Annotated in this window: 23 protein-coding genes; 8 read left to right on the forward strand and 15 right to left on the reverse strand. The window is 71.8% G+C overall.

Translation table 11 applies throughout. The features are described from left to right. The 3 genes from ABD292_RS46380 to ABD292_RS46390 form a co-directional block, all read right to left on the reverse strand. Positions 1-709: SRPBCC family protein (locus tag ABD292_RS46380; protein ID WP_344219391.1), on the reverse strand; the 709-nt coding region annotated here is incomplete at its 3' end. A 46-nt stretch (positions 710-755) separates the two neighbouring features. Then, complete coding sequence (locus tag ABD292_RS46385) at positions 756-1331, reverse strand: type 1 glutamine amidotransferase domain-containing protein (protein WP_344219393.1); 576 nt, start codon at positions 1329-1331, stop codon at positions 756-758. 1 nt (position 1332) lies between these two features. Beyond that, the gene (locus ABD292_RS46390) at positions 1333-2493 is read right to left on the reverse strand and encodes a glutathione-independent formaldehyde dehydrogenase (RefSeq protein ID WP_344219395.1); all 1161 of its coding nucleotides are present in this window, start codon (positions 2491-2493) and stop codon (positions 1333-1335) included. Positions 2494-2773: 280 nt separating this feature from the next. Here ABD292_RS46390 and ABD292_RS46395 point away from each other — a divergent pair, with 280 nt between their 5' ends. Further along, the gene (locus ABD292_RS46395; RefSeq protein WP_344219397.1) at positions 2774-3883 is read left to right on the forward strand and encodes a DUF2267 domain-containing protein; all 1110 of its coding nucleotides are present in this window, start codon (positions 2774-2776) and stop codon (positions 3881-3883) included. Between the two features lie 172 nt (positions 3884-4055). Here ABD292_RS46395 and ABD292_RS46400 read toward each other — a convergent pair whose 3' ends face one another. After that, the gene (locus tag ABD292_RS46400; protein WP_344219399.1) at positions 4056-4424 is read right to left on the reverse strand and encodes a winged helix-turn-helix transcriptional regulator; all 369 of its coding nucleotides are present in this window, start codon (positions 4422-4424) and stop codon (positions 4056-4058) included. A gap of 126 nt (positions 4425-4550) precedes the next feature. On the opposite strand from ABD292_RS46400, the gene ABD292_RS46405 reads away from it, so the two are divergent. Beyond that, positions 4551-5357, forward strand: a complete 807-nt coding sequence (locus ABD292_RS46405; protein WP_344219401.1) for an alpha/beta fold hydrolase — start codon at positions 4551-4553, stop codon at positions 5355-5357. Between the two features lie 7 nt (positions 5358-5364). Here the strand turns inward: ABD292_RS46405 and ABD292_RS46410 are convergent, their stop codons facing one another. Beyond that, the gene (locus tag ABD292_RS46410) at positions 5365-6996 is read right to left on the reverse strand and encodes an FAD-dependent oxidoreductase (RefSeq protein WP_344219403.1); all 1632 of its coding nucleotides are present in this window, start codon (positions 6994-6996) and stop codon (positions 5365-5367) included. Between the two features lie 103 nt (positions 6997-7099). Further along, positions 7100-7888 carry an oxidoreductase gene (locus tag ABD292_RS46415; RefSeq protein ID WP_344219405.1) on the reverse strand — a complete coding sequence of 263 codons (789 nt, stop codon included), beginning with the start codon at positions 7886-7888 and terminating at the stop codon, positions 7100-7102. A 109-nt stretch (positions 7889-7997) separates the two neighbouring features. Here ABD292_RS46415 and ABD292_RS46420 point away from each other — a divergent pair, with 109 nt between their 5' ends. Both ABD292_RS46420 and ABD292_RS46425 read left to right on the forward strand, forming a co-directional pair. After that, positions 7998-8567 carry a TetR/AcrR family transcriptional regulator gene (locus ABD292_RS46420; RefSeq protein WP_344219407.1) on the forward strand — a complete coding sequence of 190 codons (570 nt, stop codon included), beginning with the start codon at positions 7998-8000 and terminating at the stop codon, positions 8565-8567. 111 nt (positions 8568-8678) lie between these two features. After that, the gene (locus ABD292_RS46425) at positions 8679-9425 is read left to right on the forward strand and encodes a VOC family protein (protein ID WP_344219409.1); all 747 of its coding nucleotides are present in this window, start codon (positions 8679-8681) and stop codon (positions 9423-9425) included. On the opposite strand, the gene ABD292_RS46430 is transcribed toward ABD292_RS46425, so the two are convergent. From ABD292_RS46430 to ABD292_RS46450, 5 genes are all read right to left on the reverse strand, one after another. Beyond that, the gene (locus ABD292_RS46430) at positions 9426-11249 is read right to left on the reverse strand and encodes a glycoside hydrolase family 15 protein (protein ID WP_344219411.1); all 1824 of its coding nucleotides are present in this window, start codon (positions 11247-11249) and stop codon (positions 9426-9428) included. It abuts the gene before it with no gap. A gap of 63 nt (positions 11250-11312) precedes the next feature. Then, positions 11313-12434 carry a methyltransferase gene (locus tag ABD292_RS46435; protein ID WP_344219413.1) on the reverse strand — a complete coding sequence of 374 codons (1122 nt, stop codon included), beginning with the start codon at positions 12432-12434 and terminating at the stop codon, positions 11313-11315. 242 nt (positions 12435-12676) lie between these two features. After that, positions 12677-13447: a MerR family transcriptional regulator gene (locus tag ABD292_RS46440; RefSeq protein ID WP_344219415.1), complete on the reverse strand. Its 771-nt coding sequence runs from the start codon at positions 13445-13447 to the stop codon at positions 12677-12679. Next, positions 13441-14250 carry an alpha/beta fold hydrolase gene (locus ABD292_RS46445; RefSeq protein WP_344219417.1) on the reverse strand — a complete coding sequence of 270 codons (810 nt, stop codon included), beginning with the start codon at positions 14248-14250 and terminating at the stop codon, positions 13441-13443. Before ABD292_RS46445 ends, ABD292_RS46440 begins: the two co-directional genes overlap by 7 nt. A 127-nt stretch (positions 14251-14377) precedes the next feature. Then, positions 14378-15079, reverse strand: coding sequence for a fasciclin domain-containing protein (locus ABD292_RS46450; protein ID WP_344219419.1), 702 nt, complete (start codon positions 15077-15079; stop codon positions 14378-14380). Positions 15080-15350: 271 nt separating this feature from the next. Between ABD292_RS46450 and ABD292_RS46455 the strand changes: the two genes are divergently transcribed. Then, the gene (locus ABD292_RS46455) at positions 15351-16379 is read left to right on the forward strand and encodes a LacI family DNA-binding transcriptional regulator (RefSeq protein ID WP_344219421.1); all 1029 of its coding nucleotides are present in this window, start codon (positions 15351-15353) and stop codon (positions 16377-16379) included. Positions 16380-16424: 45 nt separating this feature from the next. Here ABD292_RS46455 and ABD292_RS46460 read toward each other — a convergent pair whose 3' ends face one another. From ABD292_RS46460 to ABD292_RS46475, 4 genes are read right to left on the reverse strand one after another with little or no spacing between them, the layout of a single operon-like run. Next, positions 16425-17321: a carbohydrate ABC transporter permease gene (locus tag ABD292_RS46460; RefSeq protein ID WP_344219424.1), complete on the reverse strand. Its 897-nt coding sequence runs from the start codon at positions 17319-17321 to the stop codon at positions 16425-16427. Positions 17322-17326: 5 nt separating this feature from the next. Next, positions 17327-18226: a carbohydrate ABC transporter permease gene (locus ABD292_RS46465; protein ID WP_344219426.1), complete on the reverse strand. Its 900-nt coding sequence runs from the start codon at positions 18224-18226 to the stop codon at positions 17327-17329. Between the two features lies 1 nt (position 18227). Next, the gene (locus ABD292_RS46470) at positions 18228-19598 is read right to left on the reverse strand and encodes an ABC transporter substrate-binding protein (protein ID WP_344219428.1); all 1371 of its coding nucleotides are present in this window, start codon (positions 19596-19598) and stop codon (positions 18228-18230) included. Positions 19599-19609: 11 nt separating this feature from the next. After that, positions 19610-21484: a glycoside hydrolase family 127 protein gene (locus ABD292_RS46475; RefSeq protein ID WP_344219430.1), complete on the reverse strand. Its 1875-nt coding sequence runs from the start codon at positions 21482-21484 to the stop codon at positions 19610-19612. A 371-nt stretch (positions 21485-21855) separates the two neighbouring features. Here ABD292_RS46475 and ABD292_RS46480 point away from each other — a divergent pair, with 371 nt between their 5' ends. From ABD292_RS46480 to ABD292_RS46490, 3 genes are all read left to right on the forward strand, one after another. Beyond that, positions 21856-23778: an Ig domain-containing protein gene (locus tag ABD292_RS46480; protein WP_344219432.1), complete on the forward strand. Its 1923-nt coding sequence runs from the start codon at positions 21856-21858 to the stop codon at positions 23776-23778. 96 nt (positions 23779-23874) lie between these two features. Next, entirely contained in the window at positions 23875-24864 is a 990-nt protein-coding gene (locus ABD292_RS46485; RefSeq protein ID WP_344219434.1) for a linear amide C-N hydrolase, read from the forward strand. Positions 24865-25653: 789 nt separating this feature from the next. Further along, complete coding sequence (locus tag ABD292_RS46490) at positions 25654-26841, forward strand: thioesterase domain-containing protein (protein WP_344219436.1); 1188 nt, start codon at positions 25654-25656, stop codon at positions 26839-26841. Positions 26842-26874 lie beyond the last annotated feature (33 nt).

Here is a 26874-nt window from a genome sequence, read left to right on the forward strand (position 1 = left end):
GCTTGCGGCCGCGCATGCCGTACTCCAGCGAGACGTCCACGACGGTGCCGCGCCCGCCGGGGCCGTCGGTGAAGCTGACCAGGCCCGCGTTGCGGACGCCCTTGCCGGGCACCGAGCGCCAGGCGATCAGGTCGCCGGCCCGCTCGTCGATGATCTCGGCCTCCCATTCCAGGTCGACCACCGGGCCCTTGGCCCGCCAGCGGGAGCGGCCCCCGCCGAGGGTGCGGACGGACTCCAGATGGGTCATGAAGGTCGGCAGGTTCTCCAGGTCGCGCCAGAAGCGGTAGACCTCGGCGCGCGGCTTGTTGATGGTGATGGAGGCGCGTACCTTCAGCGGGCCCTTGGTCTTGGCGGTGCCGCCCCGGGCGCAGGCGGCGTCCAGAGCGGTGAGCCCGGCGACGGCGCCGAGCGCGGCCAGCGCGCGGGTGCGGCGGGCGCCGGTGCGGTTGGCGGCGGCCCTGCCCAGGACGCCGAGGTCCATCGTGTCGCCGGCGACCCTGGTCCACGCCCACCGGGCGGGGTTCTTGGCGCCGAGGAGCAGCGCGGCGTGCAGCAGCTCGCGCCCGCCGACGAGCCTGGCGACGGTCGTGGCCCCTGGCGCGTCGTCGACGCCGCACAGACGGGTCACGGCCCGGGGCGCCGCCAGTTGCGCCGCGCCGAGCGCGAGGCTGGTCCACCCGAGCGCACGGGCGAATCTGTCGGTCATCATGCGTCCTAACGCAGGTTGTGGTGGTGTGTGGGTTCGCTGCGGGCGGTCACGCCGGGTGTTCGGCGGCGGCGGCCTTCGGGCCTTTGGCGAACTCCTGGACGATGCGCTCGCAGAAGGCCGGCAGGTCGTCGGGCGACCGGCTCGTGGTGATGTTGCCGTCGGTGACGACCGGCTCGTCGACCACTTCGGCCCCGGCGTTGCGCAGGTCGGTGCGCACGCTCGGCCACGAGGTCAGCCGACGGCCCCGCGCGACATCGGCCTCGACGAAGTTCCACGGGCCGTGGCAGATCGACGCGACCGGCTTGCCCGACTGGACGAAGTCCCGGACGAACCGCACCGCAGCGGGTTCCATCCGCAACTTGTCCGGGTTCACCGTCCCGCCCGGCAGGAGCAGCGCCTCGTAGTCGTCGACCGACACCTCGCCGACCAGCCGGTCCACCGTGAAGGTGCCGGCGTCTTCGAGGTCATGGTCGCGTGCCTGGATCTCGCCGCTGGTGATGGAGACCACGACGGTGCGGGCGCCGGCGTCGTCCAGCGCCTGCCGCGGCCGCTCCAGTTCGACTCGCTCCACCCCGTCGGCCGCGAGGATGGCGACCCGGCGTCCGTTCAGCTCTCCGGCCATGTCAGGCACCCGCCCCCGCCATCGCCGGGTGCAGGACGACCTTCGTCCAGCCCTCGTCTCGCTTGTCGAAGTGCTCGTACGCCTCCGGCGCGCGGTCGAGGGGCAGCTCGTGGCTGACGATGAAGGACGGTTTGGCCTTGCCCGCGGCGATCAGGTCGCGCAGCTGCCGGTTGTACTTCTTGACCGGGGCCTGGCCGCTGCCGATGTGCTGGCCCTTGAACCAGAACATGCCGTAGTCGAAGGCGAGTTTGCCCTGTTTGGCCAGCTCGTCGCTGGCCCCGGGGTCCTGCGGGGTGAAGACGCCGACATTGCCGATCTTCCCGGTGAAGCGTACCGAGGCGACCAGCCGGTTCATCGTCAGGTTGGGCTGCTCCCGGCCGTCGGGGTCGTGCGCCTGATAGCCGACGCACTCGCAGCCGTTGTCCGCGCCCAGCCCCATCGTCTCGTCCAGAACGGCCTGCACCGGGTCGACCTTGGAGTCGTCGATGGCGATCGCGCCGATCGATTCGGCCAGCCGCAGCCGGTCGGGGTGGCGGTCGACGACCATCACCTTGCTCGCCCCTCTGATGGTCGCCGAGAGGGCGGCCATCAGCCCGACAGGCCCCGCGCCGTAGATGACCGTCTGGTCGCCGGGCTGCACGCCGGCCATCTCGGTGGCGTGGTAGCCCGTCGGGAAGATGTCGGCGAGCATCACGTAGTCGCTCTGGCGCTGCTCGGCGTCCTCGCCCAGCCGCAGGCAGTTGAAGTCGCCCCAGGGCACGCGCAGCAGCTCGGCCTGCCCGCCGCCGTACGGGCCCATGTCGGCGAAGCCGTAGGCGGCGCCGGCCATGTTCGGCTCAGGCTGAGCGGTCAGGCAGTAGTTCGTCAGCTGACGCTCGCAGTTCTTGCAGTGCCCGCACGAGATGTTGAACGGCAGGACGACCCAGTCGCCCATCTGGACCTTGTCGACTCCGTCGCCGACCTCGACCACCTGACCCATGTTCTCGTGCCCGAACCAGCGGCCGGGCTCGAAGTCGGTCCGGCCCTCGTACATGTGCAGGTCGGAGCCGCAGATGTTCGCGGACGTGATCCGTACCAGGACGTCGGTCGGCCGCTCGATCCGCGCGTCCGGTACGTCCTTCACACTGACCTGCCGCGGCCCCTCGTACACCACTGCCTTCATGACGATCCCCCCGTCGCCGGTGCCTCCCACCCCACGGGCAGCCCCCAGACCGATACCCCCCGAAAACCCCCTGAACCCACAGCCGGACGCGTTAAGTGATCTTATGGGCACCAACCGTCACGTAAATAGAGGGTTCGGCCCCCGCCGTCGGCCGGTTGCTGTTCTGCAAGCCGGCCGCCTCGCCCTGTTCGCCCGCATCGACCCGATACAGCCCGCATGTGTCGCGCCACGAAGGGTATTCACTGCCGGGATTCCGCCCGGCTACCGGCGAGGAGCGCCCATGGCCATCAGTCAGCAGCGTCGGCCGGAGATCGTCGTCGGACTCGTGGCGACCCCGCCGGACTATCCGGCGCAGGTGGTCGCGCGGCTCGCCGTCGAGCTGGCCGCCCGGCTCGCCGAGCGGGTGGACCCGGACGTGCGGTGGATCGTCCGGGCAGGCTGGGGCGACGTGGCTCCGCGCCGCGACGGCGGCGTCGAGGCGCTGCTCGACGATCTCGCCCGCCGGCGTGCCGACGCCCGGTGGGACGTCGCGATCTGCCTGACCGACCTGCCGCTGCACACCGATCGGGTGCCGCTGGTCGCGCAGACGTCTGCCCGGCGCCGCGTCGCGCTGGTGTCCTTGCCCGCGCTGGGGCTGCGCCAGCTGCGAGCGCTCCGCGCGGCTGTCCCGGATCTCGTGGGCCGGCTGCTCGCTGACACGTCCGAGGAGCGGGTGCCGCCGGTCGGCCGGGCACCGGCCGAGCTGACCGGCCAGGTCGCCGCCATCCACCGAGTGGTCGGCGAAGCCGGGGCCGGGGAACTGGGCTACGTCGCCTCGCGGCTGGCCGGCCGGGTGCGGCTCCTGATCGGAATGGTCCGGGCCAACCGCCCGGGGCGCGCCCTGCTGGGCCTGTCCAAACTCCTGGCCGGCGCCTTCGCCACGGCCGCGTTCGCGCTCACCACCAACACCATCTGGGAGATGGGAGTCGCGCTCGGCGGACTCCGCCTCACCGTGATCATGCTTCTCGGACTGACCGCGCTGGTGACCTGGCTGATCATCGCGCACGACCTGTGGGAGAAACCGAGCCGGGAGACACCGGCCGAGCTGGCCCGGATGTTCAACCTCGGCACGATCCTCACCCTCACCCTGGCCGCCGTGGCGTCCTATCTGGTGCTGTTCGCCGGAACGACACTCGCCGCGGCGCTGCTGATCGACACCTCCGTGCTGGAGCAGGACCTGCAGCGGCCGGTCGGCCTCACCGACTACCTGACCCTGGCCTGGATCAGCAGCTCGCTGGCAACCGTCGGCGGCACGATCGGCTCCGGGCTGGAGGACGAGGACACGGTGCGGGCCGCCGCCTACGGTTACCATCCCGAACCCGGCGGCTGGCGGGACGAGAAGGACACGTAGCTTCCGCCCCGGGCCAGGGCCCGGGGCTCGTGAAACTCCTGCCCATCGTCGCCGTTCAACCGTACGGTGGACAAGACGAACCGCGTTCTGCGGGAGAGCGAGGATCTGATCAAGAAGGTTTTGGACTCGCCTGCCCTGATCGCCGATTGGCGACACGCCCACCGGGCCCCCGTCAGCGGCAGAGCTCGCCGAGGTTGTTGCGGGCGGCCCATTCGCGCAGCTCGTGGAAGGCCTGCCGGAGGTCCTCGCCGACCGGGGTGAGCCGGTAGAGGACGGCCGTGCTCGGCCCGTCGGCGAGCTGCCGCTCCACCAGGCTCGCCGCCATCAGCTCGCGGAGCCGGTCGGAGAGGATGCCGTCGGTGATGCCGGGGATCATCTTGGCGAGCTCGCCGAACCGCGCGGGCCGCTGCATCAGGGCCACGATGATCATGCCGTTCCAGCGTTTGCCGAGCACCTTGAACACGTCCACGAACTGCACGTCGCACCCGCTGACCTGCGCGTGCTGATCCGCGGCCACGACGGGGGAAGGACGCTCGGTCATGGCCGCCAGCCTACCCGCCCCCGCCGCTCCGGCCCGCCGCTCCGGCCTTTACCGGCCTTGGCCGGTCGTTCACCGGCGCTGGGGGCGGCGGCTGGCAGCCTGGGAGAAGGAGTGGAGGTGGTGGTCATGCCGGGACTCGCCGTCACGGGGTGCGCGCTGCTGCTGGCCGGGACCGCGCAGGTCCCCGCCGCCGCGCCGACGTCTCCGTGCCCCACGCCCGCCGCCGGGCGGCCCACCGTCGTGCTGGTGCACGGCGCCTGGGCCGACACCTCCAGCTGGAACGGCGAGATCAAGGCCCTCCAGCGGGCCGGGTACGACGTGCGGGCCGTGGGCAACCCGCTGCGCGGCCTGACCGAGGACGCGCAGACCGTACGCGACTTCCTCAACGGGCTGAGCGGCCCGGTCGTCCTCGTGGGCCACTCCTACGGCGGCTCGGTGATCACGAACGCCGCCGCGGGCGACCAGGACGTCAAGGCCCTGGTGTACGTGGACGCGGCGGTCCCGGACGTGGGCGAGACCACCGCCCAGCTCAGCGGCGCCGGGTCCGCGCTCGGCGGCGACCCGGCCACGCTCTACGACCGGGTCCCGCGATCCGGCGGGGCGGCCGACCTGTACCTGAAGCGGCAGGTCTTCGTGCGCTCCTTCGCCTCGGACCTGCCCAGGGGCGAGGCCCGGCGGCTCTGGGCGGCGCAGCGGGCCGCCTCCACCGCCGCCTTCCAGACGCCGTCGAAGGCGGCGGCCTGGAAGACGATCCCGTCATGGTCCTTCATCGCCACCGGTGACAAGATCATCGTCCCGGCGTCGCAGCGGGCCATGGCCGAGCGGGCCGGCTCCCGGGTGACACAGTTCGCGGGCGGCTCGCATCTCGCCCTCGTCTCGCAGCCGGCCGCCGTGACCCGGGTGATCCAGGAAGCGATCTGTTCCGTACGCTGACCGCGGGTCAGGCGCCGGCGGCGTGGCGGGCGGCGCGGTAGCCGAAGACGACGGCCGGGCCGATGGTGGAGCCGGGGCCCGGGTAGGTGCGGCCCATGACGGAGGCGGTGGTGTTGCCCGCCGCGTACAGGCCGGGGATGGCGGCGCCGTCCTCGCGCAGCACGCGGGCGTGCTCGTCGGTGAGCAGGCCGCCCTTGGTCCCGAGGTCGCCCGGATAGACGCGGAACGCGCGGAACGGCCCCTTCTCCAGCGGCCCGAGGTTCGGGTTGGGCTTGACCCGCGGGTCGCCGTAGTAGTTGTCGTAGACGGTGCGGCCGCGGCCGAAGTCCGGGTCCACGCCGGTGCGGGCGAAGCCGTTGAAGCGCTCGACGGTCGCGGCGAGGCGTACGGGGTCGACGCCGATCTCGGCGGCCAGCGCCTCCACGGTCGGGGCCTCGGCCAGCAGGCCCGCCCGCTTCCACTTGCCCGCCTGCCCGGCGACGGCGGTGTTGAGGTAGCGGCGGGTGTGCCGGACGTCGGTGATCAGCCACATCGGGCCGGCCTCGCCGTGCTTGAGCATGTCGTGCCCGACGTCGATGTAGGACGCCGACTCGTTGGTGAAACGCTCGGCGGCGGCGTTCACCATGATCGAGAACGGCAGGGAGCGCTCGGCGACGAGGAATCGCGGCTCGCCGTCGGGGCCGAGCAGGGACGCGCCCCACCAGGCGTCGTCCATGAGCGCCAGCGCGCCGCCCGCCTTCGCGCCCATCGCGATGACCGTGCCCTGGTCGCCCTCGGGGGCCGAGGAGTAGCCGGGGATGCCGTGGTGCTCGCGCCGCCAAGCGCCGTTGCTGGCGAACCCGCCGGCGGCCAGGACGACGCCGCGCCGGGCGCGGATCCGGCGGGCGCGGCCGCCCCGTTCCACGACCGCGCCGACGACCGCGCCGTCCTCGATGACGAGGTCGACGATCGGGGCGGACAGCCAGACGGGGGTCTGCTGGGTGCGGACGATGTGCATGAGCGAGGCGGCGAGCGAGCCGCCGATGCCGGTCGGCCGCCTGCCGCCGGCGTACTGGCCGAGCGTGCGGAAGACGAACCGGGCGCCGCGTACGAAACCGCTCGGAGTGGACCAGGCGCGCGACAGCAGCCACACGTCGTCGGTCATGAGCGGCAGCGGGATGCCGCTCTCCTTGGAGCGGGCGCTGTCGTACCAGGCGCCGAGCAGCTTGGTGTCGAACGGCGCGACCTCGAGCGCCCGGCCCACCTTGCCGCCCGGCCGGTCGGGGTAGTAGTCGGGGTAGTCGGGGGACCTGCGCCAGCGCACGCCGAGCCGGCCGAGGAAGGCGACCACCTCGGGGGCGGTCCGCACGTACGCCTTCCTGCGCTCCGGTGAGGAGGCGGGGCCGGTCTCCTCGATGACCTCGTCCATGTACCGCAGCGCCTCCTCGGCGGAGTCGCGGACGCCGGCGCGCAGCATGAGCGGGTTGGCGGGCATCCAGAGGCCGCCGCCGGAGACGGACGTGGTGCCGCCCCAGCGCGGGGTGCTCTCCACGACCAGGGCGTCCAGTCCGCGGTCGGCGGCGGCGATGGCGGCGGTCAGGCCCGCCGCGCCGGAGCCCGCGACGAGCACGTCGACGATGCTGTCCCAGTGGTCGGTCAACTCGGCCCCTCTCGGCTCGCGGAAGTCGCCCTCCTCGAACCGGACGCAATTGTCCGGTTGGGACCGTAGTCTGGGCGATGACCGCCCACCGGGTCAATACGCCTCAGACCGTCTTGACGGCACCGCCGTCGATCACGTAGTCGGCCCCGGTGACGCTGGCGGCGTGGGGCGAGGCCAGCCACGTCACCAGCGCGGCGACCTCCCCGGGCTCGACGAGCCTGCCGGTGGTCATCCCGGTGCCGGCCGGTAGCTGCGCCAGGAGCTGCTCGTGCTCGACGCCGAGCGCGCCGGCCAGCGCCGCGCCGTACCCGTCGGGGGACTCCCACAGCGCGGTGCGGGTGGCGCCGGGCGAGACGGTGTTGACCCGCACGCCCTGCGGCCCGAACTCCTCGGCGAGGGCCTTGCCGAACGCCGTCAGCGCCGCCTTGGCGGTCGTGTACGTGACCGGCCCGGCGTGCGGCAGGCGCGCACCGTTGGACGAGATGTTGATGACCGTGCCGCGGCTGCGCACCAGGCCGGGCATGGCGGCCCTGGTGGCGCGTACAGCGCTCAGGAAGTTCAGCTCGTGGTCGCGCAGCCAGTGGTCGTCGGTGGCGTCGAGGAAGCCGCCGACGGGACGGTCGCTCACGTCGCCCCCTCCCACGTTGTTGACCAGCAGGTCGAGCTCGCCCAGCTCGGCCAGGGCACGCTCGATCAGCGCGGCGGGGCCGTCAGGGGTGGACAGGTCGGCGGCCAGCGCGATCGCCCCGGTCTCCTTGAGCTCGGGCGTGATCGTGCGGGCCGCGGCGACGACCCGCACGCCCTCGTCGCGGAGCGCCCGCACGATGGCGAGCCCGATGCCCCTGCTCGCGCCGGTCACGACGGCGGTCTTGCCCGTGAGTCGCAGATCCATGACGTTCTCCTTCGCAAAGTCGCGTCACTCCAGATGCGATCACCCTAGGACTTGCAACACCTATGATGCAAGTTAGGGTTGAGTGGCGACCATGGCGTAACCTGTACGGATGAGCGGAACGACACGGGCGCTGAGGTCCGACGCCGAGCGGACGGTCAGGACGATCCTCGCCGCGGCCGAGCGCGTGCTCAGCAGGAACCCGGCGGCGAGCATGGAGCAGATCGCGGAGGCCGCCGGGGTGGCGCGCACCACCGTGCACCGCCGTTTCGCCTCCCGCGACGCGCTGGTGGCCGCGCTGGCCTCCTGGGCCACCCGGCAGTTCGCCGAGGCCGTGGACGCCGCCCATCCCGAGACCACGCCGCCGCTCGTCGCGCTCTACCAGGTCACCGCCAACGTGCTGCGCGTCAAGATCGACTGGGGTTTCGCCATGAACCTGGCGTTCACCACCGACGCGGCCGCCCAGGTGCACGCCGACGTGGCCGAGCGCTGCGAGCGGCTGTTCGCCAGGGCCCGCGACACCGGGACGTTCCGCGCCGACGTCGATCTGAGCTGGGCGCGGCGGGTCTACTACGCGCTGCTCCACGAGTCGGCGCAGGACCGCGACGGCGACCCCGAGGCGCTGGCGGCGCGGCTGGTGGACACCCTGCTGCGCGGCATGGGCACCGGGCAGGGGCTCTGACCCCGGGCGGAAAAGCATTGGCGCCGCGGATCGGCGGCTGGCTAGCGTGACGTGCGCGGGGCGGAGACGTGTGCCCGCCCGCGGCCGCCGTTCCGCCAGATGGGAGATCTGATGAGTTCGCAGCTCGCCGCGCTCTGCTTCGGCGCGCACGACCCCGTAGGACTCGGCCGGTTCTGGGCCGGGCTGCTGGGCAGGAAGCTCACCGACGGCCGCCACGACGGCGTCGTGCTCCCGCCGGACGACGAGACCGGCTTCGAGATCCGCTGCCTGCCGACGCTGGAGAAGAAGGTCGGCCAGAACCAGGCGCACTTCGACCTGACCAGCGACTCCCCCGAGCACCAGCAGCGGACGGTGGCGCGGGCCCTGGAGCTCGGCGCGCGGCACATCGACGTCGGGCAGCGCCCGGAGGAGGGCCACGTGGTCCTCGCCGACCCCGAGGGCAACGAGTTCTGCGTGATCGAGGCGGGCAACAAGTTCCTCGCCGGATGCGGGTTCATCGGCGCGCTCGCCAGCGACGGCACCCAGGCGGTCGGCTACTTCTGGAGCCAGGCGCTCGGCTGGCCGCTGGTCTGGGACCAGGACGAGGAGACCGCCATCCAGTCGCCGCGCGGCGGCACGAAGATCACGTGGGGCGGCCCGCCGGTCGCCGCGAAGCACGGCAGGAACCGGCTGCACTTCGACCTCGCTCCCCCGGAGGGCGGCGACCAGCAGGCCGAGATCGAGCGGCTGCTCTCCCTCGGCGCGAGCCTCGCCGGCGGCGACCGGCCCGGCAACCGGCACGGAGGCGGCCTGGTGGAGATGCTCGACCCCGACGGCAACGAGTTCTGCCTGCTCGCCCCCCAAGGATCAGCCCAGTGATCAGCCGAGTGCGTGGTCCAGGTTGAAGGCCGCGCTGATGAGCGCCAGATGGGTGAAGGCCTGCGGGAAGTTGCCGAGCTGCTCGCCGGTCTGCCCGATCTGCTCGGCGTACAGGCCCAGGTGGTTGGCGTAGGTGAGCATCTTCTCGAAGGCCAGGCGGGCCTCGTCGAGGCGGCCGGCCCGCGACAGCGCCTCGACGTACCAGAACGAGCAGATCGAGAACGTGCCCTCGGGGCCCTCCAGCCCGTCCGGGCTCTGCTCGGGGTCGTAGCGGTAGACCAGGGAGTCGGAGACCAGCGCGTCGCCGAGCACGTCCAGCGTGGACAGCCACTTGGGGTCGGTCGGCGAGACGAACTTCGCCAGCGGCATCATCAGCACGGCGGCGTCGAGCACCTCCTCGCCGGCGTGCTGGACGAACCCCTGCAGCCGTTCCGACCAGCCGTGCTCCATGATGTCGCGGTAGATCGCGTCGCGGCTCTCGCGCCAGCGCGGTATGTCGGCGGGCAGGCCCCGCTGGATCGCCATGCGCATGGCGCGCTCGATCGCGACCCAGCACATCAGGCGGGAGTAGGTGAAGTTCTTGCGCCCGCCGCGCGTCTCCCAGACGCCCTCGTCCGGCTGGTCCCAGTGGGCGCAGACCCAGTCGACCAGCGTGCACAGCTCGTCCCAGCGCCGGCTGGAGATGGGCGTGCCCCACTTGTTGTACAGGTAGACCGAGTCGATGAGGGCGCCGTAGATGTCGAGCTGGAGCTGGCCGACCGCGTCGTTGCCGACCCGGACGGGACGCGAGCCGCGGTAGCCCTCCAGGTGCGGCAGCTCCTCCTCGGGCAGCTCGCGGCGGCCGTCGATGCCGTACATGATCTGCAGCGGCCCGGCGGGGCAGCTGCCGTCCAGCCGGACGTGTTTGTCCAGGAAGCCCATGAACGCCTCGGCCTCCTCGGTGAAGCCGAGGCGGAGCAGGGCGTAGACGCAGAACGCGGCGTCGCGCACCCACACGTACCGGTAGTCCCAGTTGCGCCGGCCGCCGATCTGCTCGGGCAGGCTCGTGGTGGGCGCGGCGACGATGCCGCCGGTCGGCGCGTACGTGAGCAGCTTGAGCGTGAGCGCCGAACGGTGCACGATCTCCCGCCAGCGGCCCCGGTAGCGGGAGGCCGACAGCCACTTGCGCCAGAACGCGACCGTGGCGGTGAACAGCTCCTCGGCCTGCTCCAGCGGGCAGCCGCGGGGCTCGACGCCGGGAGCGGCCCGGTCGAGCGCGAACACGGCCCGCTCCCCCTCGCGCAGCACGAACCGGGCGGCGGCGTCGCGGCCGTCGTGCTCGACGGGCACGCTGGAGAACAGCGTCAGGCCGAGCGTCGGTGACGTGAACACGGTCAGGCCGCCGTCCTGGGTGACGGTGTGCGGCAGGCGGCCGTAGTCGAAGCGGGGCGCGACCAGGGCGCGGAAGGGCAGCCGGCCGCGTACGACGGTGACCCGCCGGATCAGCCGGTGCCGGTCGACCTCGGCGTTGTCACGTTCCACGGGCATGAAGTCCTGGATCTCCCCCACGCCGTCGTCGGCGAAGAACCGGGTGATCAGGACGTTGGTGTCGGGGAAGTAGAACTGCTTGGTCGTGTACGGCACGTCGGCGGCCAGCTCGAACGAGCCGCCCCGGTCGGCGTCCAGGATCGAGCCGAACACCGACGGGGCGTCGAAACGGGGGCAGCAGTACCAGTCGATGGTGCCGTTGGTGCCCACGAGCGCGACCGTACGCAGATCGCCGATCAGCCCGTGTTCGCCGATCGGCAGGTAGCGGGGGTCGCCCCGGCGCCCATCTGCCTGCATGTTTCCAACATAAACCGCGAAAAGCCCCAGGTCTCGCCGGACGCGCCCGGTGACGACCCGCCGTCAGGCGCCGGCGAGACGCCAGAGCGAGGTGACCTCCGCGGCCCGGGCGGCATGGAGGGGATCGGCGGTGTCCCGCACCCGTGGATGCCGCGGCCGGATGTCGGTCCTGCCTACCACGCGCAGGCCCGCCGCCTCGACGGCGGCGAGCAGTTCGCCGCGCGTCCTGAGCCCGAGGCGTTCGGCCAGGTCCGACAGGATGAGCCATCCTTCACCGCCCGGTTCGAGATGCGCGCCGAGCCCGGCCAGGAAGTCGCGGAGCATGCCGCCGCCCGGGTCGTAGACGCCTCGCTCCAGGGCGGAGGTGGGCCGGGCCGGGATCCAGGGCGGGTTGCAGACCACGAGGCCCGCCCGCCCGTCAGGGAAGAGGCCGGGCCCGACGACGTCGATCTGCCCGGTGAGACGCAGCCGGCGGATGTTGTCGCGTGCGCAGTCCAGGGCACGCGGGCTGATGTCGGTCGCCACGACGCGGCCGGCCCCCCGGCGGGCCAGGACGGCGGCGAGCACTCCCGTCCCGGTCCCGAGGTCGAACGCGGTACGGCGGCCCGCCGGCGCGGGGAGCGGCGCGCGGGCGACGAGGTCGACGTATTCGCCCCGCACCGGGGAGAACACGCCGTAGTGCGGGTGGATGCGGGCGCCGAGGGCCGGCACCTCCACGCCCTTGGTGCGCCACTGGTGCGCGCCGATCACGCCCAGGAGCTCGGTGAGCGAGACGGCCGTCGGCCCGGACGGCGGACCGTACGCCTCGGCGCACGCCTGCCGCACGTCGGGGGCTCGGCGCAGGTTCAGGCGGTAGTCGTCCTCCAGCAGGACGAGGAGCCTGCCGAGCACGCGGGCCCGGTGGCCGCGTGCCCTGCGGTGCAGGTGGAAGGACTCGGCCGGGCTGCCGCCCCGCCGGGGAGGTCTCCTGTCGACGCGGCGGCCCATCGCCGCCAGCAGGTGACGGGCGCCGGGGAAGTCGCCCCGCCACAGCAGGGCCGTTCCTTCGCAGGCCAGCCGGTGAGCGGTGTCGGCCTTCATGCGGTCGTCGGCGCGGACGACCCGGCGGGGAGGCGGGGTCGCGCTCTCGGAACGCCAGCGGGCGGAACGGGGGGTGTTGGTCTCGGTCCAGTGGATCGTGGACACGTCGTACTCCTCGTGGTCGAACGTGCGGGGACACGAAGAGCACTTCGACGAGGAGCAGCACGAACGGCCCGTGCTACGGCACGGGCGCGTGGGTCAGGGCAGGTGAGGCTACCGCTCCCGCGTCGAAGCGCGGGAGACGGCGTCGCCGAGAACCATGCCGAGCGTCACGACCAGCCCTTTCGGAGAGGTGAGGCGAGGTGGTGAAAGGCTCGCACACCCCGCTCTCCGCGGGCAAACCGGCCTCACGGAGGCAGGCGTTCGAGCTTCGACCAGCCGGTCCAGCCGCGTTCCCTGAGCAGTTCCATCAGCCGGCGGGCCGTGGGGAGCGTGTCGAGCGCCCGCGCGTCCATCAGCGTGATCAGCGGCGGGTCCAGATCGACGTCGCCGAGGTAGTCCTCGCCCTTCTCCTCCGCGAGCCGGGTGAGCCACGCGGCCAGCTCGTCGGCCCGCTCGGCCGTCCCCGGGTCGTCAGGGGCGTGGTCCAGGGCCCGGCCCAGGGTGAGGTAGAAGCCGGCGAGCCGCGGGTCGGCGAGCTGCTCCCGCTTGCGGGCGATCCACTCCGCGACCCGCTCGGGCGCGTGCGCGGCCAGCAGGACCCAGCCGTCGCGCTCGGCCCGTACGAGCCGTTCGCCGACGCCCAGCGCCCGCAGCCGGGCCAGGTATCCCGCCACCTCGGGCGGCAGGGCCAGGCCGTCACCGGCGGTGAGCCCGGCCAGGTGCTCGCGGCGTCGCTGCCGCTGCCGGATCTCGGCCTCCAGCCGCCGGTCGATGTCCGCGACCGCCGCGGCGAACTCCTCCTCGCCGGCCCGCAGCAGTTCGCGCGTCCGCGCCAGCGGCACCCCGGCGCGGGTGAGGGTGCGGATCCTGATCAGCTCGACCACGGCGCCCGCGTCGTACCTGCGGTAGCCGAGGTGGTCCCGCTCCGGCTCCGGCAGCAGCCCCTTGGCGTGGTAGTGCCGGACCGTGCGCACGGACACCCCCGCGTACGACGCCAGCTCCCCGATGGTCAGCACCGTTCCAGCCTCCCACGGATGATCCTGGCGATCTCCGGCGCGTGGGTGTGGACCAGCCCGTGATCGGCGTCGAGCCAGGACACGGCGACCTGCGGCCGCTCGCGGGTCAGCCGCTCGACGCCCGAGCGCCAGTTCCGGTTGAGCCGCGGCATCGGCTCCTCGTCGCCGTCACCGGCCATCGCGGTGGACATGATCATGCTGATCGGGCAGCCGATCCTGCGGTAGCGGTCGAGGACGGTGGAGCGGACCTCGTCGATCTCGGCGTTCAGCGCCTCGATCTCGGGGGCGGTGAGCAGCACCTGGCGCGCGGTGCCCCGCAGTGCCTCCTGCTGTGCCGCCTGGTCCTCCCACATCACGCGCAGCCGTGGCAGGAGGTCATCGGTGAGGAACGGCTCCGGCACCGGGTTCGCCCCGTCGATGAGCACCAGCCCGGCGACAGAGCGGTCGGCGGTGTGGTCGGCCGCGTGGTGGACGGCGAGGTCGGCGCCCATCGAGTAGCCCACGAGCACGGGCGCCACGCCCGGCTCGCGGCGCGCCAGGTCCGCCAGCACGGCGGCGAGGTCGGCGCCGAACGCCGCGAAGGAGTACCGGTCGGCGGGCGAGGCGAGGCCGTGGCCCCGCAGGTCGAAGGTGACCACGTCGTGGTCGAGCCGCAGCAGCCCGGCCAGCTCGCCCAGGTCCGCCTGGGTGGAGCTCAGCCCGGGGCACAGGACCAGCAGTCGTCCCGTGCCGCCGCGCGACACCGGGATGGTGACGCCGTCGTGGTGGATCGTGTGCTGCCGGAGCGTGGGGGTCGTCGTCATGCGCCCATGGTGGGAGGTTGACCCCGCGTCAGGGCCAAATCCGGCGCGCCCCCGCCACGCAGGAAGGCACGGTCACCGCTCAGCGCGGTGGCCGTGCCCTCTCCGTCCGTCCAGGCGGGCGGGTGCCTCACTTGGGCATGAGGACCTTGTCGATGACGTAGAGCGTGGCGTTGCTGGTCGGGATGCCACCGCAGACGATCTTGGCGTCGTTGATGGTCATGTCCTCGCCGGAGCCCTTCACGGACAGCTCGCCGCCCTGGAGCGTCTTGAGCATGTCGCCGTCCTTCAGGTCGGTCGGGTTCACCTTCCCCTCGACCACGTGGTACGAGAGGATCTTGGTGGCGGCGGCCTTGTCGGACATCGCGTCCTGCACGTCCGTCGGGGCCGCGTTGAAGGCCGCGTCGTTGGGCGCGAAGATCGTGATGTCCTTCGCGGAGTTCAGCTTCTCCTCCAGTCCGGCCTGCTTGACCGCCTGCGAGAGCTTCGACAGGTCCGGGATCTTCGTCAGGGCGGTGCCGGCCGGCTGGTCGGCGACGCCGGAGAGGCTGTCCTTCATCGCCGCGCACCCCGGCCCCATCGGGCTGGTGGTCGCGCCGGGCGTCATCTCCCCCGTCGCGGTCGCCTCCGGACCGCCGGGAGCGCCGGGCTCACCGGTCTCGCCGGGTGTGGTCTCCTCCGGCATGCCGCCGTCCGGCGAGGTCTCCTCCGGCATGCTGGTCATCTCCGGTGCCGGTGAGCCCTCGGGCTCAGGAGTGCGGGCGGAGGCCGCGCTGGTCCCGGCGGTGGCCGCGGTCAGCGCGAGCGCCGCCGCGAGAAGCACTCGTTTCACAGTGTCCCCCGAATCTCTCGTGCCGGCGGGGTTGGCCCGCGGCGCGATCGAAGCAGATCTCACGTACGTTCCGAGCGCTTCCAGTCTCTCTGGCAGAAGGAGAAGAAGAAGTACTATCCCCACCAAAGCGGGACAAAAGGTGGATTTCACGCGTCAGTCGGCCGAACGCCTTTACAATGTAGATCATAGAGAAGTGGGAATACCTTTGCGCACGGTCGGAGTAGAGTGTCATACAGCACCCCCGACCCCCGCGTACGCAAAGGATCCAGGATTGGCCAGCCCTCCAGAGCAGGTGGCGCGCCCGGCGACCATCAGGGACGTCGCCGCCGCGGCCGCCGTGTCGATCGGCACCGCCTCCAAGGCGCTGAACGGCCGGGGCAGGATGCGGGACGAGACCCGCGACCGCGTGCTCGCCGCCGCCGAGCGGCTCGGCTTCCGGCCCAACCCGCTCGCGCAGGGGTTGCTGGCCGGCCGCACGTACACCGTCGGCCTGGTCACCGGTGACAGCTACGGCCGCTTCAGCATCCCCGTGATGCTCGGCGCGGAGGACGCGCTGGGCGCCGGGCAGATCTCCGTCTTCCTCTGCGACACCCGCGACGACCCGATCAGGGAGCGGCACTACCTGGAGCGGCTGCTGGCCCGGCGGGTCGAGGGGATCATCGTGACCGGCCGCCGCACCGAGCCGCGCCCCAGCATCGGCCACGACCTGCCGGTCCCGGTGGTGTACGCGATGACGCAGTCCACCGACGAGTCCGACTACTCGATCATCCCCGACGACCGGGGCGGCGGCGTCCTCGCCACCCGCCACCTGCTGGCGACCGGCCGCACGCGCGTCGGGCACGTCACCGGCCCCGAGGGGTTCCAGGCGGCCCGCGAGCGCGCCGCGGGCCTCACGGCGACGCTGGCGGAGGCGGGCCTGGAGCCGGCCGGGGAGATCCTGTTCGGTGAGTGGAGCGAGGAATGGGGGCGGCAGGCCGCCGACATCCTGCTGCACGCCGCCCCCGACGTGGACGCGGTCTTCTGCGGCAGCGACCAGATCGCCCGCGGGGTGGCCGAGACGCTGCGCGAGCGGGGGCGGCGGGTGCCGGACGACGTGGCGCTGGCCGGCTTCGACAACTGGGAGCCGATGGCGCTCGGCTGCCGGCCGCCGCTCACCACGGTCGACATGAACCTCGGGGAGATCGGCCGGCTGGCCGCCCGCCACCTGCTCGACGCGATCGCCGGGAAGCCGGTCCCGTCCGGCGTCCACACCGTCCCGGCCGCGCTCGTGCCGCGCGCCTCGACCCGGCGCAGCATCTGACATGAAGGCCCCTTTGGGAAACGGGTTTCCCAAAGGGGCCTTCAGTCAGTTCTTGATGCCGGTGAGGGTGACGCCCTCGATGAAGTAGCGCTGCAGGAAGAAGAACAGCGCGATGATCGGGGCGATGACGGCGGCCGAGGCGGCCATCAGGTAGCCCCACTGCGTGATGTAGATGCTCTGGAACGACGCCAGCCCCAGCGAGAGCGTGTACTTCTGCTCGTCGTTGAGGTAGAGCAGCGGGCCGAGGAAGTCGTTCCAGGTGCCGATGAAGGTGAAGATGGTGACGACGACGATCGCGGGCTTCGACAGCGGCATGACGACCGTCCAGAACACCCGCCAGGGCGAGGCGCCGTCCATGTAGGCGGCCTCGTCCAGCTCGAACGGGATCGTCAGGAAGAACTGCCGCAGCAGGAACACGTTGAACACCCCGCCGCCCGCCCCGGCGAACCAGCTCGGCACGGTGAGCGGGACGAAGCTGTCGAGCGCCCCGAGCTCCTGCCACATCACGAACGTCGGGATGAGCGTGACCGCGTACGGCAGCATGACGGCGCTCAGCAGCAGCGCGAAGACCACGTTCCGGCCGCGCCAGCGCAGCCGGGAGAAGCTGAACGCGGCCACCGAGCAGGTGATCACCGTCCCCAGCACGCTGATCACCGCGACGATCACGGTGTTGACGAAGTACAGCCCGAACGGCTGCGCGGTCAGCGCCTCCCCGAAGTTCGACCACCGGAACGGCCGCGGGATCCACTCCGGCGGCGCGGTGAACATCTGCGCGTCCTCCATGAGCGCGCTGCGCACCAGCCAGACGAACGGCAGCAGCGTCGGCACCGCCCCGGCGACCAGCGCGAGGTAGAGCAGCGCCTTGCCGTACGGGCGCCGCCGGCGCAGCCCGCCGGTGGGCGCCACCCGTCCGGTGCGGCGCTCGCGGGGCGGCGCGGCCACGGCGGTCACCTCGCGCCCGCCATCTCGTAGTGGACCCAGCGGCGGGCGTTCCTGAACAGCAGGAACGTGATCACCACGATGATCATGAAGAGCACCCACGCGAGCGCGCTGGCATAGCCCATCTCGCTCTCTCTGAACGCCTTGCGGAACAGGTAGTAGACGTAGAAGAGGGTGGCGTTGTTCGGGCCGCCCTCGGTCATCACGTACGCCTGGTTGAACACCTGGAAGGTGCCGACCACGCCGACGACCAGGTTGTAGAAGATGGTCGGCGTCATCATCGGCAGCGTCACGTGCCAGAAGCGCCGCCAGGCGCCGCCGCCGTCGATGGAGACCGCCTCGTACAGGTGGCGCGGCACCCCCTGGAGCCCGGCCAGGAAGATCACCATCGTGTTGCCGAAGCCCCAGGTGCTCATGACGATCAGCGACGGGATCGCCGTCGACTCGTCGTAGATCCACTGCCCGGCCGGCAGCCCGGCCTGGCGCAGCAGCGAGTTGAGCAGCCCGAAGTCGGGGTTGAAGATCCAGATCCAGAGCACCACGTTGGCGATCGAGGGCACCAGCGTCGGCAGGTAGAAGATCGTGCGCCACAGCGCGAGGCCGCGTACGCGCTGGTTGAGCAGCATCGCCACCGCGAAGGACACGATGAGCACCAGCGGCACCGCGCCGAGCGTGTAGTACGTGGTCGCGCCCAGCGACGTCCAGAACAGCTCGTCGCCCGCCATCTTCGTGTAGTTGTCCAGCCCGACGAACGACGGGGTGCCGCCCACCTGCCAGTCGGTGAGGCTGAAGACCAGCGAGGCCACCATCGGCCCCGCCGTGAAGATCAGGAACCCGAGGATGGCGGGCAGCGCCAGGAGCCAGCCCCAGCGCCGCTCCAGGCGGCGCTGACCCGACAGGCCGGCCATGTCAGACCTCCTGAACGTGCTGCCAGCCCTGCAGCATGCCGGTGATCTTCGGGGCGACGGCCTTCAGGATCTCGGCGGCGGGCCGCTTGCCCGACTCGATCTCCTGCAGCGCCGGGGTGAGGACGTCGCTGGAGATCGCCGACAGGTTCTTGACGCGGTTGCGCAGGTCGGGCACGCCGTGGTCGCGGGCGTAGTCCACCACGGCGGTGCGGAACTCCGGCGGGTGGCCGTCGTTCTTCGTCCAGGAGTCGATGGCGGCCTGGTCCTCGTAGTACTTGCGCTCCTGCGGCATCCACAGCCCCTGCCGGTACAGGTCCACGTAGCGCGGGTCGATGTGGAAGGCGAACAGCTCGACCGCCTCCTCGACGTGCTTGCCGCCGGCGAACACCGACGAGGCGCCCGCCACCTGGGAGGTGGTGAACGGCTCCTTGTACGTGGGCAGCACGCCGATGCCGTAGTCGACCTTGCTCTCGTTCATGTCGAGCAGCGCCCAGTGGCCGTCCACGACCATCGCCACCCGCTTGGTCTTCAGCAGGATGTTGGTGCCGGGAACGTCGTCGCCGGTCGCGGCGAGCTGGCCGGGACCGGGCGCGACGCGGTGCTTGTGGATGAGGTCCTGCAGGTTCTGGAACACCTGAACGGCCTCGGGGGTGTCCAGCAGGCAGCGCTTGCCGGCCTCGTCGGCGAAGTCGGCGCCGTTGCTGCGCAGGAAGCCGTACCAGGCGGCGGCGTAGGTGATGCTGACGGAGACGCCGAACTGGCGGACCTGCTTGGGGTCGAAGCCGGACTCGTCGGGGTGCTTGCCGTTCTGGTCGACGGTGAGCTTGTAGGCGTTCTCGACGAACTGGTCCCAGGTCCAGGCGGAGGAGGCGACGGCGGGCGGCGCGGTGATGCCGGCCTCGGCGACTGCGGCCTTGCTGTACCACAGCAGCTCGATCTCGTTGGCGGTGGCGACGCCGTGCAGCTTGTCGGGGCCGTACCAGAGGTAGGCGTCCGGCAGGTAGCCGGCGAGCTGGGGGTACTTCTTCAGGTACGGGAACAGGTTGACGAGCTTGCCCTGCTCGGCCAGGCGGAACGACATCGACATCGGCACGTATCCGAGGTCGGGCACGTTGCCGCCGGCGATGAGGCTGTTGAGCTTGACGTCGTACTCGTCGGGCGTGAACAGCGGCTTGACCTCGACGCCGGGGTTCTTCTCGGCGAAGGAGCGGAGCATCTTCTCCACGGCCGTCTTCTCGAACGTCGAGCCCCAGTACATGAACTGCAGCCGCTTGTCCCCCGCGCCGGCCGCCCCGCCCCCCGATCCGCAGGCCGCGGCGGCGGCGCCGAGGGCGGCCAGGCCGCCCATCCTGAACAGGTCTCTTCTCTTCATGGGGTGCTTCCTTACAGGTGGGGGGTCCAGACCCGCATGACGCCGCCGTCCCTGTTGTCCCACTGGTAGTAGGGAACGGCGGTCGCGGTGACAGGGGCGGGCGCCGGCCGGTCGGCGGCGGCGCCGGTCGAGGGGAAGTAGGGCAGTCCTTCGGCCGGGGCGGGCGGCAGCCGGACGGCGTCCGCCTCGATCACCACGGTCGGGCCGAGGCCGGGCACGTCGCGCTCGACGGCGCGGAGGCGCGGCTCGGCGGCGAGCGCCAGGTCCTCGAGGTCGGCCTCCTGGTCGATCTGCTCGAAGCAGTAGACCAGCGGGCCGCGCTCGACGGCGGCGCAGCCGCGCAGCGCGTCGATCCTGCGGTGCGGCAGGACCAGCAGGGGCGTCAGGTCCAGGTCGAGGTCGAACACGTCGCCGGGCTTCCAGTCGCGCCGGACGCGGGCGTAGCCGTCGGCGTCGGGGACGAGCCCGCCCTCGCTCCAGGAGGGGATGCGGAGTTTGAGGGTCCACGGGCCGCCGGGGGTCTCCCTGACGGTGAACCGGACCCGGCCGTCCCACGGGTAGCGGGTCTCGACCTCCAGCGTGACCGCGCCAGCGCGGATCTGGCCGGGCACGTACTGGTGGACCGACAGGCCCTCGTCGTCGGTGCTGGCGACGTAGTGGCCGAGCGAGGCGACCAGGCGCATGATGTTCGGCGGGCAGCAGGCGCAGGCGAACCACTCCCTGCGCCGCCCCAGGTAGCGGTCCTCGAACAGGTCGGCGCGGCGCTGCAGCGGATTGACGTAGAAGAAGCGGACGCCGTCGGCCGAGGTGGAGGCGGCGAAGGCGTTGTAGAGGGTGCGCTCGATGAGGTCGGCGTAGCGGCCCTGGCCGGTGGCCAGCAGCAGCCGCCAGTTCCAATGGACGCTCGCGATGGCGGCGCAGCTCTCGCTGTAGGCGCGGTCGGAGGGCAGCTCCCAGCGCTCGCCGAACGCCTCGCCGTCGTGGCGGGAGCCGAGGCCGCCGGTGAGGTAGGTCTTGGTGGCGACCATGTCCTCCCAGCGCCGCACCGAGCACTCCAGCAGCGACTCGTCGCCCGTCTCCAGGTAGAGGTCGACGACGGCGGCCTCCAGGTAGAGCTGGCGCACCGCGTGGCCGACGGCGGTGTCGGCCTCACGGACCGGCAGGTGGTCCTGCGAGTAGAGCGGGCCCATGCCGCTGTCGGCGATCAGGCCCTTGCCCCGGTTGTCGACGAGCTTGCGCGCCAGCTCCAGGTAGGCGCTCTCGCCCGTGTGCCGGTAGAGCTCGACCAGGGCCGTCTCGACCTCGGCGTGCCCGTCGATGCCGTCGTCGCCGCCGGTCAGGAACCGCTCCACCAGCAGGTCGGCGAAGCGGCGGGCGACCGCGAGCAGGTCGTCGCCGCACCCGGCGCGGGAGGCGGCGACCGCCGCCTGGAACAGGTGGCCGGCGCAGTACATCTCGTGGCTGTACTCCAGCTCGGCGAAGATCTTGCCGGGCTTGACCACCTGGTAGTGCGAGTTGAGATAGCCGTCGGGGCGCTGCGCGCGGGCCAGCAGCGCGGCCGAGCCGGCGACGAACTCCGGGTAGGCGGCGTCGGGAGCGCGCAGGTGCTCCCAGGCGATCGCTTCGAGCTGTTTGTACAGGTCGGAGTCCTGAAAACGGTAACCGCGGAAGTCGCCCTCGCCCTCCCCCGCCGCCAGGCGCAGGTTGGGCAGCGCGCCGGACGCCTCCATCTGCTCCAGGCCGAGCGGGATGCTGGCCGATCGGTTGATCTCCTGCCAGCGGGCGAACGGGCCGCCGGTGATCGTGACGTCGTGCACGCCCAACGGCCGCAGGACTCCGGTGCTGGGGGCGAGCGGCCCGCGGACAGGGTCGGGGAAGCCGGACATCGAGCTCCTCGTCGAACTGAGAATAGGTTTTCTCGCAGGCAATGTAAGGTGTGATACAGCACTCGTCAATAGAGGCACCGGTGCAGACCGCCCACTTCCGGGGCGGTGAGGCACGAAGAGAAAACGGTTGCGCTGCACCGTGAGGCAGAGGTAGGCCCGGGCGGGGGCGAGGTGGACCGAAAACCTTTGTGCTGGAGTTGCAGTCGGCTCTTGACAGCGTGGTTGACGGTGCGGTTCGCTGCCGAAAACCTTTCAGTCATTTTCGAGTACACCGGCGTCCGCACGCGCACCCGGGCGCCACCCGCAGGACCTGTTCCCCCCGCTCGTCCCGCCGCGCTATTTGTTAGCGCTAACACAGAGAGGTGCCGCCGATGAGACGACCGGCCGTGCTGGCCACCCTTCTCACCGTCCTTCTCGCGTCCTTCCTCACCGCCGCGCCGCCCGCCGCGCACGCCGCGCCCACCGCGCAGGTCGTGGACATGTTCGGCCGGGTCGTCAACGACTACGGCGTCAAGCTCGTCGACTGGCAGGGCTACCTGGCCAACCCGTACGTCGAGCTGACCGTCCGCCCGCCCGCCGACGTGCGCTACCCGATCACCGTCGACCTCAAGGCCGAGGGCACCTCCCGGCTGATGATGGACCTGCCGAGCCAGCTCACCGCCACCGGCGCGACCAAGACCCTGACCTTCGCCTCCGCCTCGGAGGAGAAGCTGTTCCGGCTGGCCATCCACTCCAAGCGGGGGCCCGGCGCCGACGAGCTGCACACGCTGCGCCTGACGATCAGGGACGCGGGCGGGGCGACGTACCAGCAGTCGATGCCCATCCGGGTCCAGCAGGACGAGAAGACCGCGCTGGAGCCCTCGCTGCCGCTCACGTTCGACTACCGCTACGACACCATCACCGGCTACTTCAACGCCCCGGCCTTCCGGACGGCGGCCGAGGAGGCGGTCAAGGACTGGTTCCGCTTCTTCGACATGGCGCCCTTCGACACCGTGGCGGCCGGCGCGGAGACCAACCACCTGCCCGGCAACGACTGGCAGAACTCCGTCACGGTCACGAACAACGCCGCCTACAACGGCATGTACGTGTTCTTCCGCGGGATCCAGACCCCGTACTCGACCGGCTACCCCGCCGCCAACGGCCGCTACAGCACCCGGGGCGGCCAGCAGCTCGCCGGCCCGCTGCACCGCTCGACCGCGATGATCTTCGAGTACGACGAGGCGGGCAAGCAGCTGTTCACCTCCCTGGCCGACGAGGACTGGTACAAGACCGACATCGCCGGCTCCGTGCTCGACGTGCACGGCCTGGTCATGCACGAGTACGGCCACGCGGTCGCCTTCCACAGCGACTGGGCCGGCATGCGCGCCTACGTCGCCTCCGGCGGCACCGATCCCGACGTGGTCGCCTACCAGGGGCGCGCGGTCCCCCTGGACTCCAGCTACCACATCCCCGGCGACCAGCCCAACTGGGACCGCCTCAGCGGCCAGAGCGGCGGCTGGACGCACCTGTTCCCGACCCGGCGGTGGATGCTGACCAAGCTGGCGCTGCTCGTCGCCGAGAACGCCGGCTGGAAGCTCAACCGCAACCTCACCCCGTTCCTGCCGCCGTCGATCACCACCACCTCGCTCCCCCAGGCCGCGGCCGGGACCGCCTACCAGCAGACCCTCCAGGCCAAGGGCGGCGTGCCGTTCTACGACTGGCAGGTCACCAGCGGGTCGCTGCCGGCCGGGCTGAGCCTCGACCGCTTCACCGGCGCGATCACCGGCACCCCGACGGCGGCCGGGACGTCCACCTTCACCGTCAGGCTGCGTGACTACGACAAGCTCAGCACGCCGGTGACCAGGACGTACACGCTGACGGTCACCGGCACCGCCCCGTCGAACCTGGCCCGCTCGGCCACCCCGTCGGCCTCCTACACCTCGGCGTGGGAGAGCGTGGCGGCGATCAACGACGGCATCGACCCGCCTCGCTCGAACGACACCGTCAACCGCCGCTGGGGCACCTGGCCCCAGACCGGCACGCAGTGGGCCGAACTGACTTGGCCGGCCACGCAGACGATCAGCTCCGCCGACGTGTACTTCTTCGACGACGGCGGCGGCGTGCGTGTCCCTGCGTCGTGGAAGCTCCAGTACTGGACCGGCAGCGGCTACGCCGACGTGCCGGGGACGTACCCGGTGGCGGCCGACGCCTACAACCGGGTGAGCTTCCCCTCCGTCAGCACCACGCGGCTGCGGGTGGTGCTGCAGAGCGGCCAGGGGTCGGTCGGGCTGCTGGAGGTGAAGGCGTACGCCTGACCCCGCCCCTGTGCGCCCCGGACGCACGGCGGCGTCCGGGGCGCGCGGCCTTTTGTGCGGGGTGACACCTTTTGTGAGGTGAGGCACACTACTGGCATGCGGACCCCTGCCGTGGCGGTGTTGTCGGCTCTGGCTCTCGCCGCGGCGGTGGCGTGCGCGCCCGCCCCGGCCTCGCCGCCCCCCAAGCCCTCCCCCACGACCCCGCAGGGAATCCTCCGGCAGACGGCCGACGAGATCGCCCGCACGTCGGCGAGCATGCGCCTCCTCGACGACCTGCCGCTGTACGAGATGACCTACCACGGCACTTACGACGCCGAGGCGCCGCTCACGGACGCGGAGCTGGCGCGCAAGGGCGACGGCTGGGCCTGCTCGCTGTTCCACCGCCCCGGCGAGTTCGGCAGGAACTTCGACTGGCAGCCCAACCCGGCGATGGTCGTCCACAACCGCCCGCCGGGCGGCTACGCCTCGATCTCGCTGGTGGACGTCTCCTACCTGTTCTACCCGCGGATCAAGCCGAAGCTGACCAAGGCCGAGGACCGGCGGCGGCTCGCGCACGCGGTGCTGATCCCGTTCGACGGCATGAACGAGAAGGGGCTCGTCGTCGGCCTGGCCCAGGCCCCGGACGCCGAGCTGCCCGCGCCCGGCGCGGGCCGCGTCACGGTGAGCGGGGTGCGGATCATCCGGCTGATGCTGGACAGGGCCGCGACCGTGCCGGAGGCGATCGAGCTGATGCGCCGCTACGACCTCGACTTCACCGGCGGCCCGCAGCTCCACTACCTGATCGCGGACCGCGCCGGCAGGTCGGCGGTCGTCGAGTACGCCGAGGGCCGCATGAACGTCATCGACGACCGCTACCTCACCAACATCACCATGACCGGCACGGACCGGGCCGCCAGAATGGCCGACCGCCGCTACCGGCTCCTCGCCGAGGGCGGCGGCACGGAGGCGATGAAACTGCTCCGGAAGGTCGCCCAGCCGCACACCCAATGGTCGATCGTTTACGACCTCGACGATTTGACCGCGAGAATCGTCACGGGGCAGCGGTGGAACCGCGTGCGCGATTTACGCCTTTCCGCGGCCGGTTGAGTGGCGCGACTTTTGTCTTGACTTCTCCGGCGGACAGATTCGCCTTTCGTCGGTTGATCGTGAATCGAACTCATTTCCCGATGAATAATCAACCGCGCACGTCGAGCCGGGAGTTTCGGCGCGTCACGAGCGCGGATTAGGGTGATCAGGCAAACGGCCGGGCCGATACTTGAAAGTTTCATGGCATCTTGACAAAGTCCGCGACAAGAGAGTCCGGAGGTGAGTGGACGCGCCGCCGGGCTCTCGCGCCGCAGGGCGGGGGCGGCTTTTGGCGAATGGCCGCCGGAGAACGGCGGCGGGCGGCGCCGGGCACCGGCCGGCGCGCATCTTTTCCCTCCGTCGCCGGCAGGCGCGACGGGCGGTTTCGGACGTCCGGAACTTGGTTACGGTCCTCAGGTGAGCCCTCCCATCTATCACCGCTCGACCCGCTGTGCAAGAGGCTCTTCGGGCGAATGACGGCTGACGTGGGCCGGCGAATCACTCATTGACGCCACCCTGCCGCGTCGATATAAGGTTCATGTCGTGCAACGGCGTGAGATCACACGCATTGTCCGACATTTCGCACCCCCTCACATTTCGGTGTTGTTTCGCGGCATTTGTCGAGGAGCGCCGTAACATGGCGGTTGACGACCTCCGTATTCAGCGACGAAACCCCCAGCCCACCCCCCTGTCCAGACCGCGTGCGCCGCGGACGGCGACTCCCGGCAAGGGAGGTGCTGGGCGATCAGTGGCCAGCTAGCCGCGGCGACGCGGGACCCCCACCCCACCGGTCCGTGCGCCGCCCGTACGATGATCTGCCTGCCCTACGCCGGAGGAGGCGCGAGCGCCTACGCCGGGCTCCTCCGCCGGCTCACCGGCCTCACCGTGGTCCCCCTCCAGCTTCCCGGCAGGGAGAACCGCATCGGCGAGCCGCCCGCCTTCACGATCAGCGACATCGCCGACGAGGTCGCGCCCGCCACCGGCGAGCCGTACGTCCTGTACGGCCACAGCATGGGCGCCCGGCTGGCCTTCGAGGTGGCCCGCGAGCTGCGCAGGCGCGGCCTGCCCGAGCCGTCGAGACTGTACGTCGGCGGCGCGCACCCCCCGGACCGCCGGGTGCCGCTGGCGGCCGCCGCCGATCTACCCGACGACGCCTTCATCGACCAGCTCATCCGCAGGTCGGGGGCGCTGCCCGAGCTCAGGGACCTGCCGGAGCTGCGGGAGCTGATGCTGCCCGTGCTGCGCTCGGACTTCGCCTGGATCAAGAACTACGCCTTCGCCCCCGAGCCGCCGCTCGCCACCCCGATCGTGGCCTTCGCCGGGCTCGACGACGGGGAGGCCGGGGTGGCGGAGATGCTCGGCTGGGCCCGGCACACCAGCGCGGGCTTCCGGCTGCGGACGGTCCGTGGCGGCCATCTGTTCGTCAAGGACCGGCCGGACGAGCTGGCCGGGCTCATCACCGCCGACCTCACGGCCGGGCAGGCTCCCGCCGAGGCGGACGAGGTGCACCTCTGGGCAGGTCCGGCGGCCGGTCGCGACGCGGTGCTGCGCCGGCACGCGGGGCGGGAGGCGGTGGCCACGAGTGACGCCGGCGACCTGGCCGCCGTGGCCGCCGGGAGCGGGCCGGGGATCGGGGTGTGCGTGCTGCGCGCGCGGGACCTCGGCGAGCCGGTCGAGATGAGCGCGGACGAGCGGGAGCAGGTCGAGGAGGCCGCCGAGGAGGACCGGGGGTGGCTCGCGCTGCGCGCCGTCACCGCGAAGCGGGCGCTGATGGCCGCCGACGGCGGGACCGCCGACCCCGCGGCGATCGGGTTTCCCGACCTCGCCGATCCCGGCCCCTGGCGCGTCCAGCCCGGCCAGGAGCCGGACCGGCTGTCGCGGTGGCGGATCACGCACCTGGCGCTGCACACCTTCCGGGGTGAGGCGCTGGCCGCGGTCGCCGTACCCCGCGACGGGGTGCGGCTGAGCGTCGACCTGCCGCCGGAACGAGCAAGGTGACGGGGAGCGGGCGAGGAGACAGCGGGGAGACAC

Source organism: Nonomuraea bangladeshensis (assembly GCF_039529455.1).
Classification (GTDB): Bacteria; Actinomycetota; Actinomycetes; order Streptosporangiales; family Streptosporangiaceae; genus Nonomuraea; species Nonomuraea bangladeshensis.

What these genes read in the sequence shown, in the direction of transcription:
- ABD292_RS46420 (WP_344219407.1), top strand. Translation starts at nt 7,998, where the DNA reads ATGAGCGGAACGACACGGGCGCTGAGGTCCGACGCCGAGCGGACGGTC.
- ABD292_RS46485 (WP_344219434.1), top strand. Translation starts at nt 23,875, where the DNA reads ATGCGGACCCCTGCCGTGGCGGTGTTGTCGGCTCTGGCTCTCGCCGCG.
- ABD292_RS46430 (WP_344219411.1), bottom strand. Translation starts at nt 11,249, where the DNA reads ATGCAGGCAGATGGGCGCCGGGGCGACCCCCGCTACCTGCCGATCGGC.
- ABD292_RS46405 (WP_344219401.1), top strand. Translation starts at nt 4,551, where the DNA reads ATGCCGGGACTCGCCGTCACGGGGTGCGCGCTGCTGCTGGCCGGGACC.
- ABD292_RS46400 (WP_344219399.1), bottom strand. Translation starts at nt 4,424, where the DNA reads ATGACCGAGCGTCCTTCCCCCGTCGTGGCCGCGGATCAGCACGCGCAG.
- ABD292_RS46385 (WP_344219393.1), bottom strand. Translation starts at nt 1,331, where the DNA reads ATGGCCGGAGAGCTGAACGGACGCCGGGTCGCCATCCTCGCGGCCGAC.
- ABD292_RS46470 (WP_344219428.1), bottom strand. Translation starts at nt 19,598, where the DNA reads ATGAAGAGAAGAGACCTGTTCAGGATGGGCGGCCTGGCCGCCCTCGGC.
- ABD292_RS46475 (WP_344219430.1), bottom strand. Translation starts at nt 21,484, where the DNA reads ATGTCCGGCTTCCCCGACCCTGTCCGCGGGCCGCTCGCCCCCAGCACC.
- ABD292_RS46415 (WP_344219405.1), bottom strand. Translation starts at nt 7,888, where the DNA reads ATGGATCTGCGACTCACGGGCAAGACCGCCGTCGTGACCGGCGCGAGC.
- ABD292_RS46490 (WP_344219436.1), top strand. Translation starts at nt 25,654, where the DNA reads ATGATCTGCCTGCCCTACGCCGGAGGAGGCGCGAGCGCCTACGCCGGG.
- ABD292_RS46465 (WP_344219426.1), bottom strand. Translation starts at nt 18,226, where the DNA reads ATGGCCGGCCTGTCGGGTCAGCGCCGCCTGGAGCGGCGCTGGGGCTGG.
- ABD292_RS46425 (WP_344219409.1), top strand. Translation starts at nt 8,679, where the DNA reads ATGAGTTCGCAGCTCGCCGCGCTCTGCTTCGGCGCGCACGACCCCGTA.
- ABD292_RS46395 (WP_344219397.1), top strand. Translation starts at nt 2,774, where the DNA reads ATGGCCATCAGTCAGCAGCGTCGGCCGGAGATCGTCGTCGGACTCGTG.
- ABD292_RS46390 (WP_344219395.1), bottom strand. Translation starts at nt 2,493, where the DNA reads ATGAAGGCAGTGGTGTACGAGGGGCCGCGGCAGGTCAGTGTGAAGGAC.
- ABD292_RS46445 (WP_344219417.1), bottom strand. Translation starts at nt 14,250, where the DNA reads ATGACGACGACCCCCACGCTCCGGCAGCACACGATCCACCACGACGGC.
- ABD292_RS46480 (WP_344219432.1), top strand. Translation starts at nt 21,856, where the DNA reads ATGAGACGACCGGCCGTGCTGGCCACCCTTCTCACCGTCCTTCTCGCG.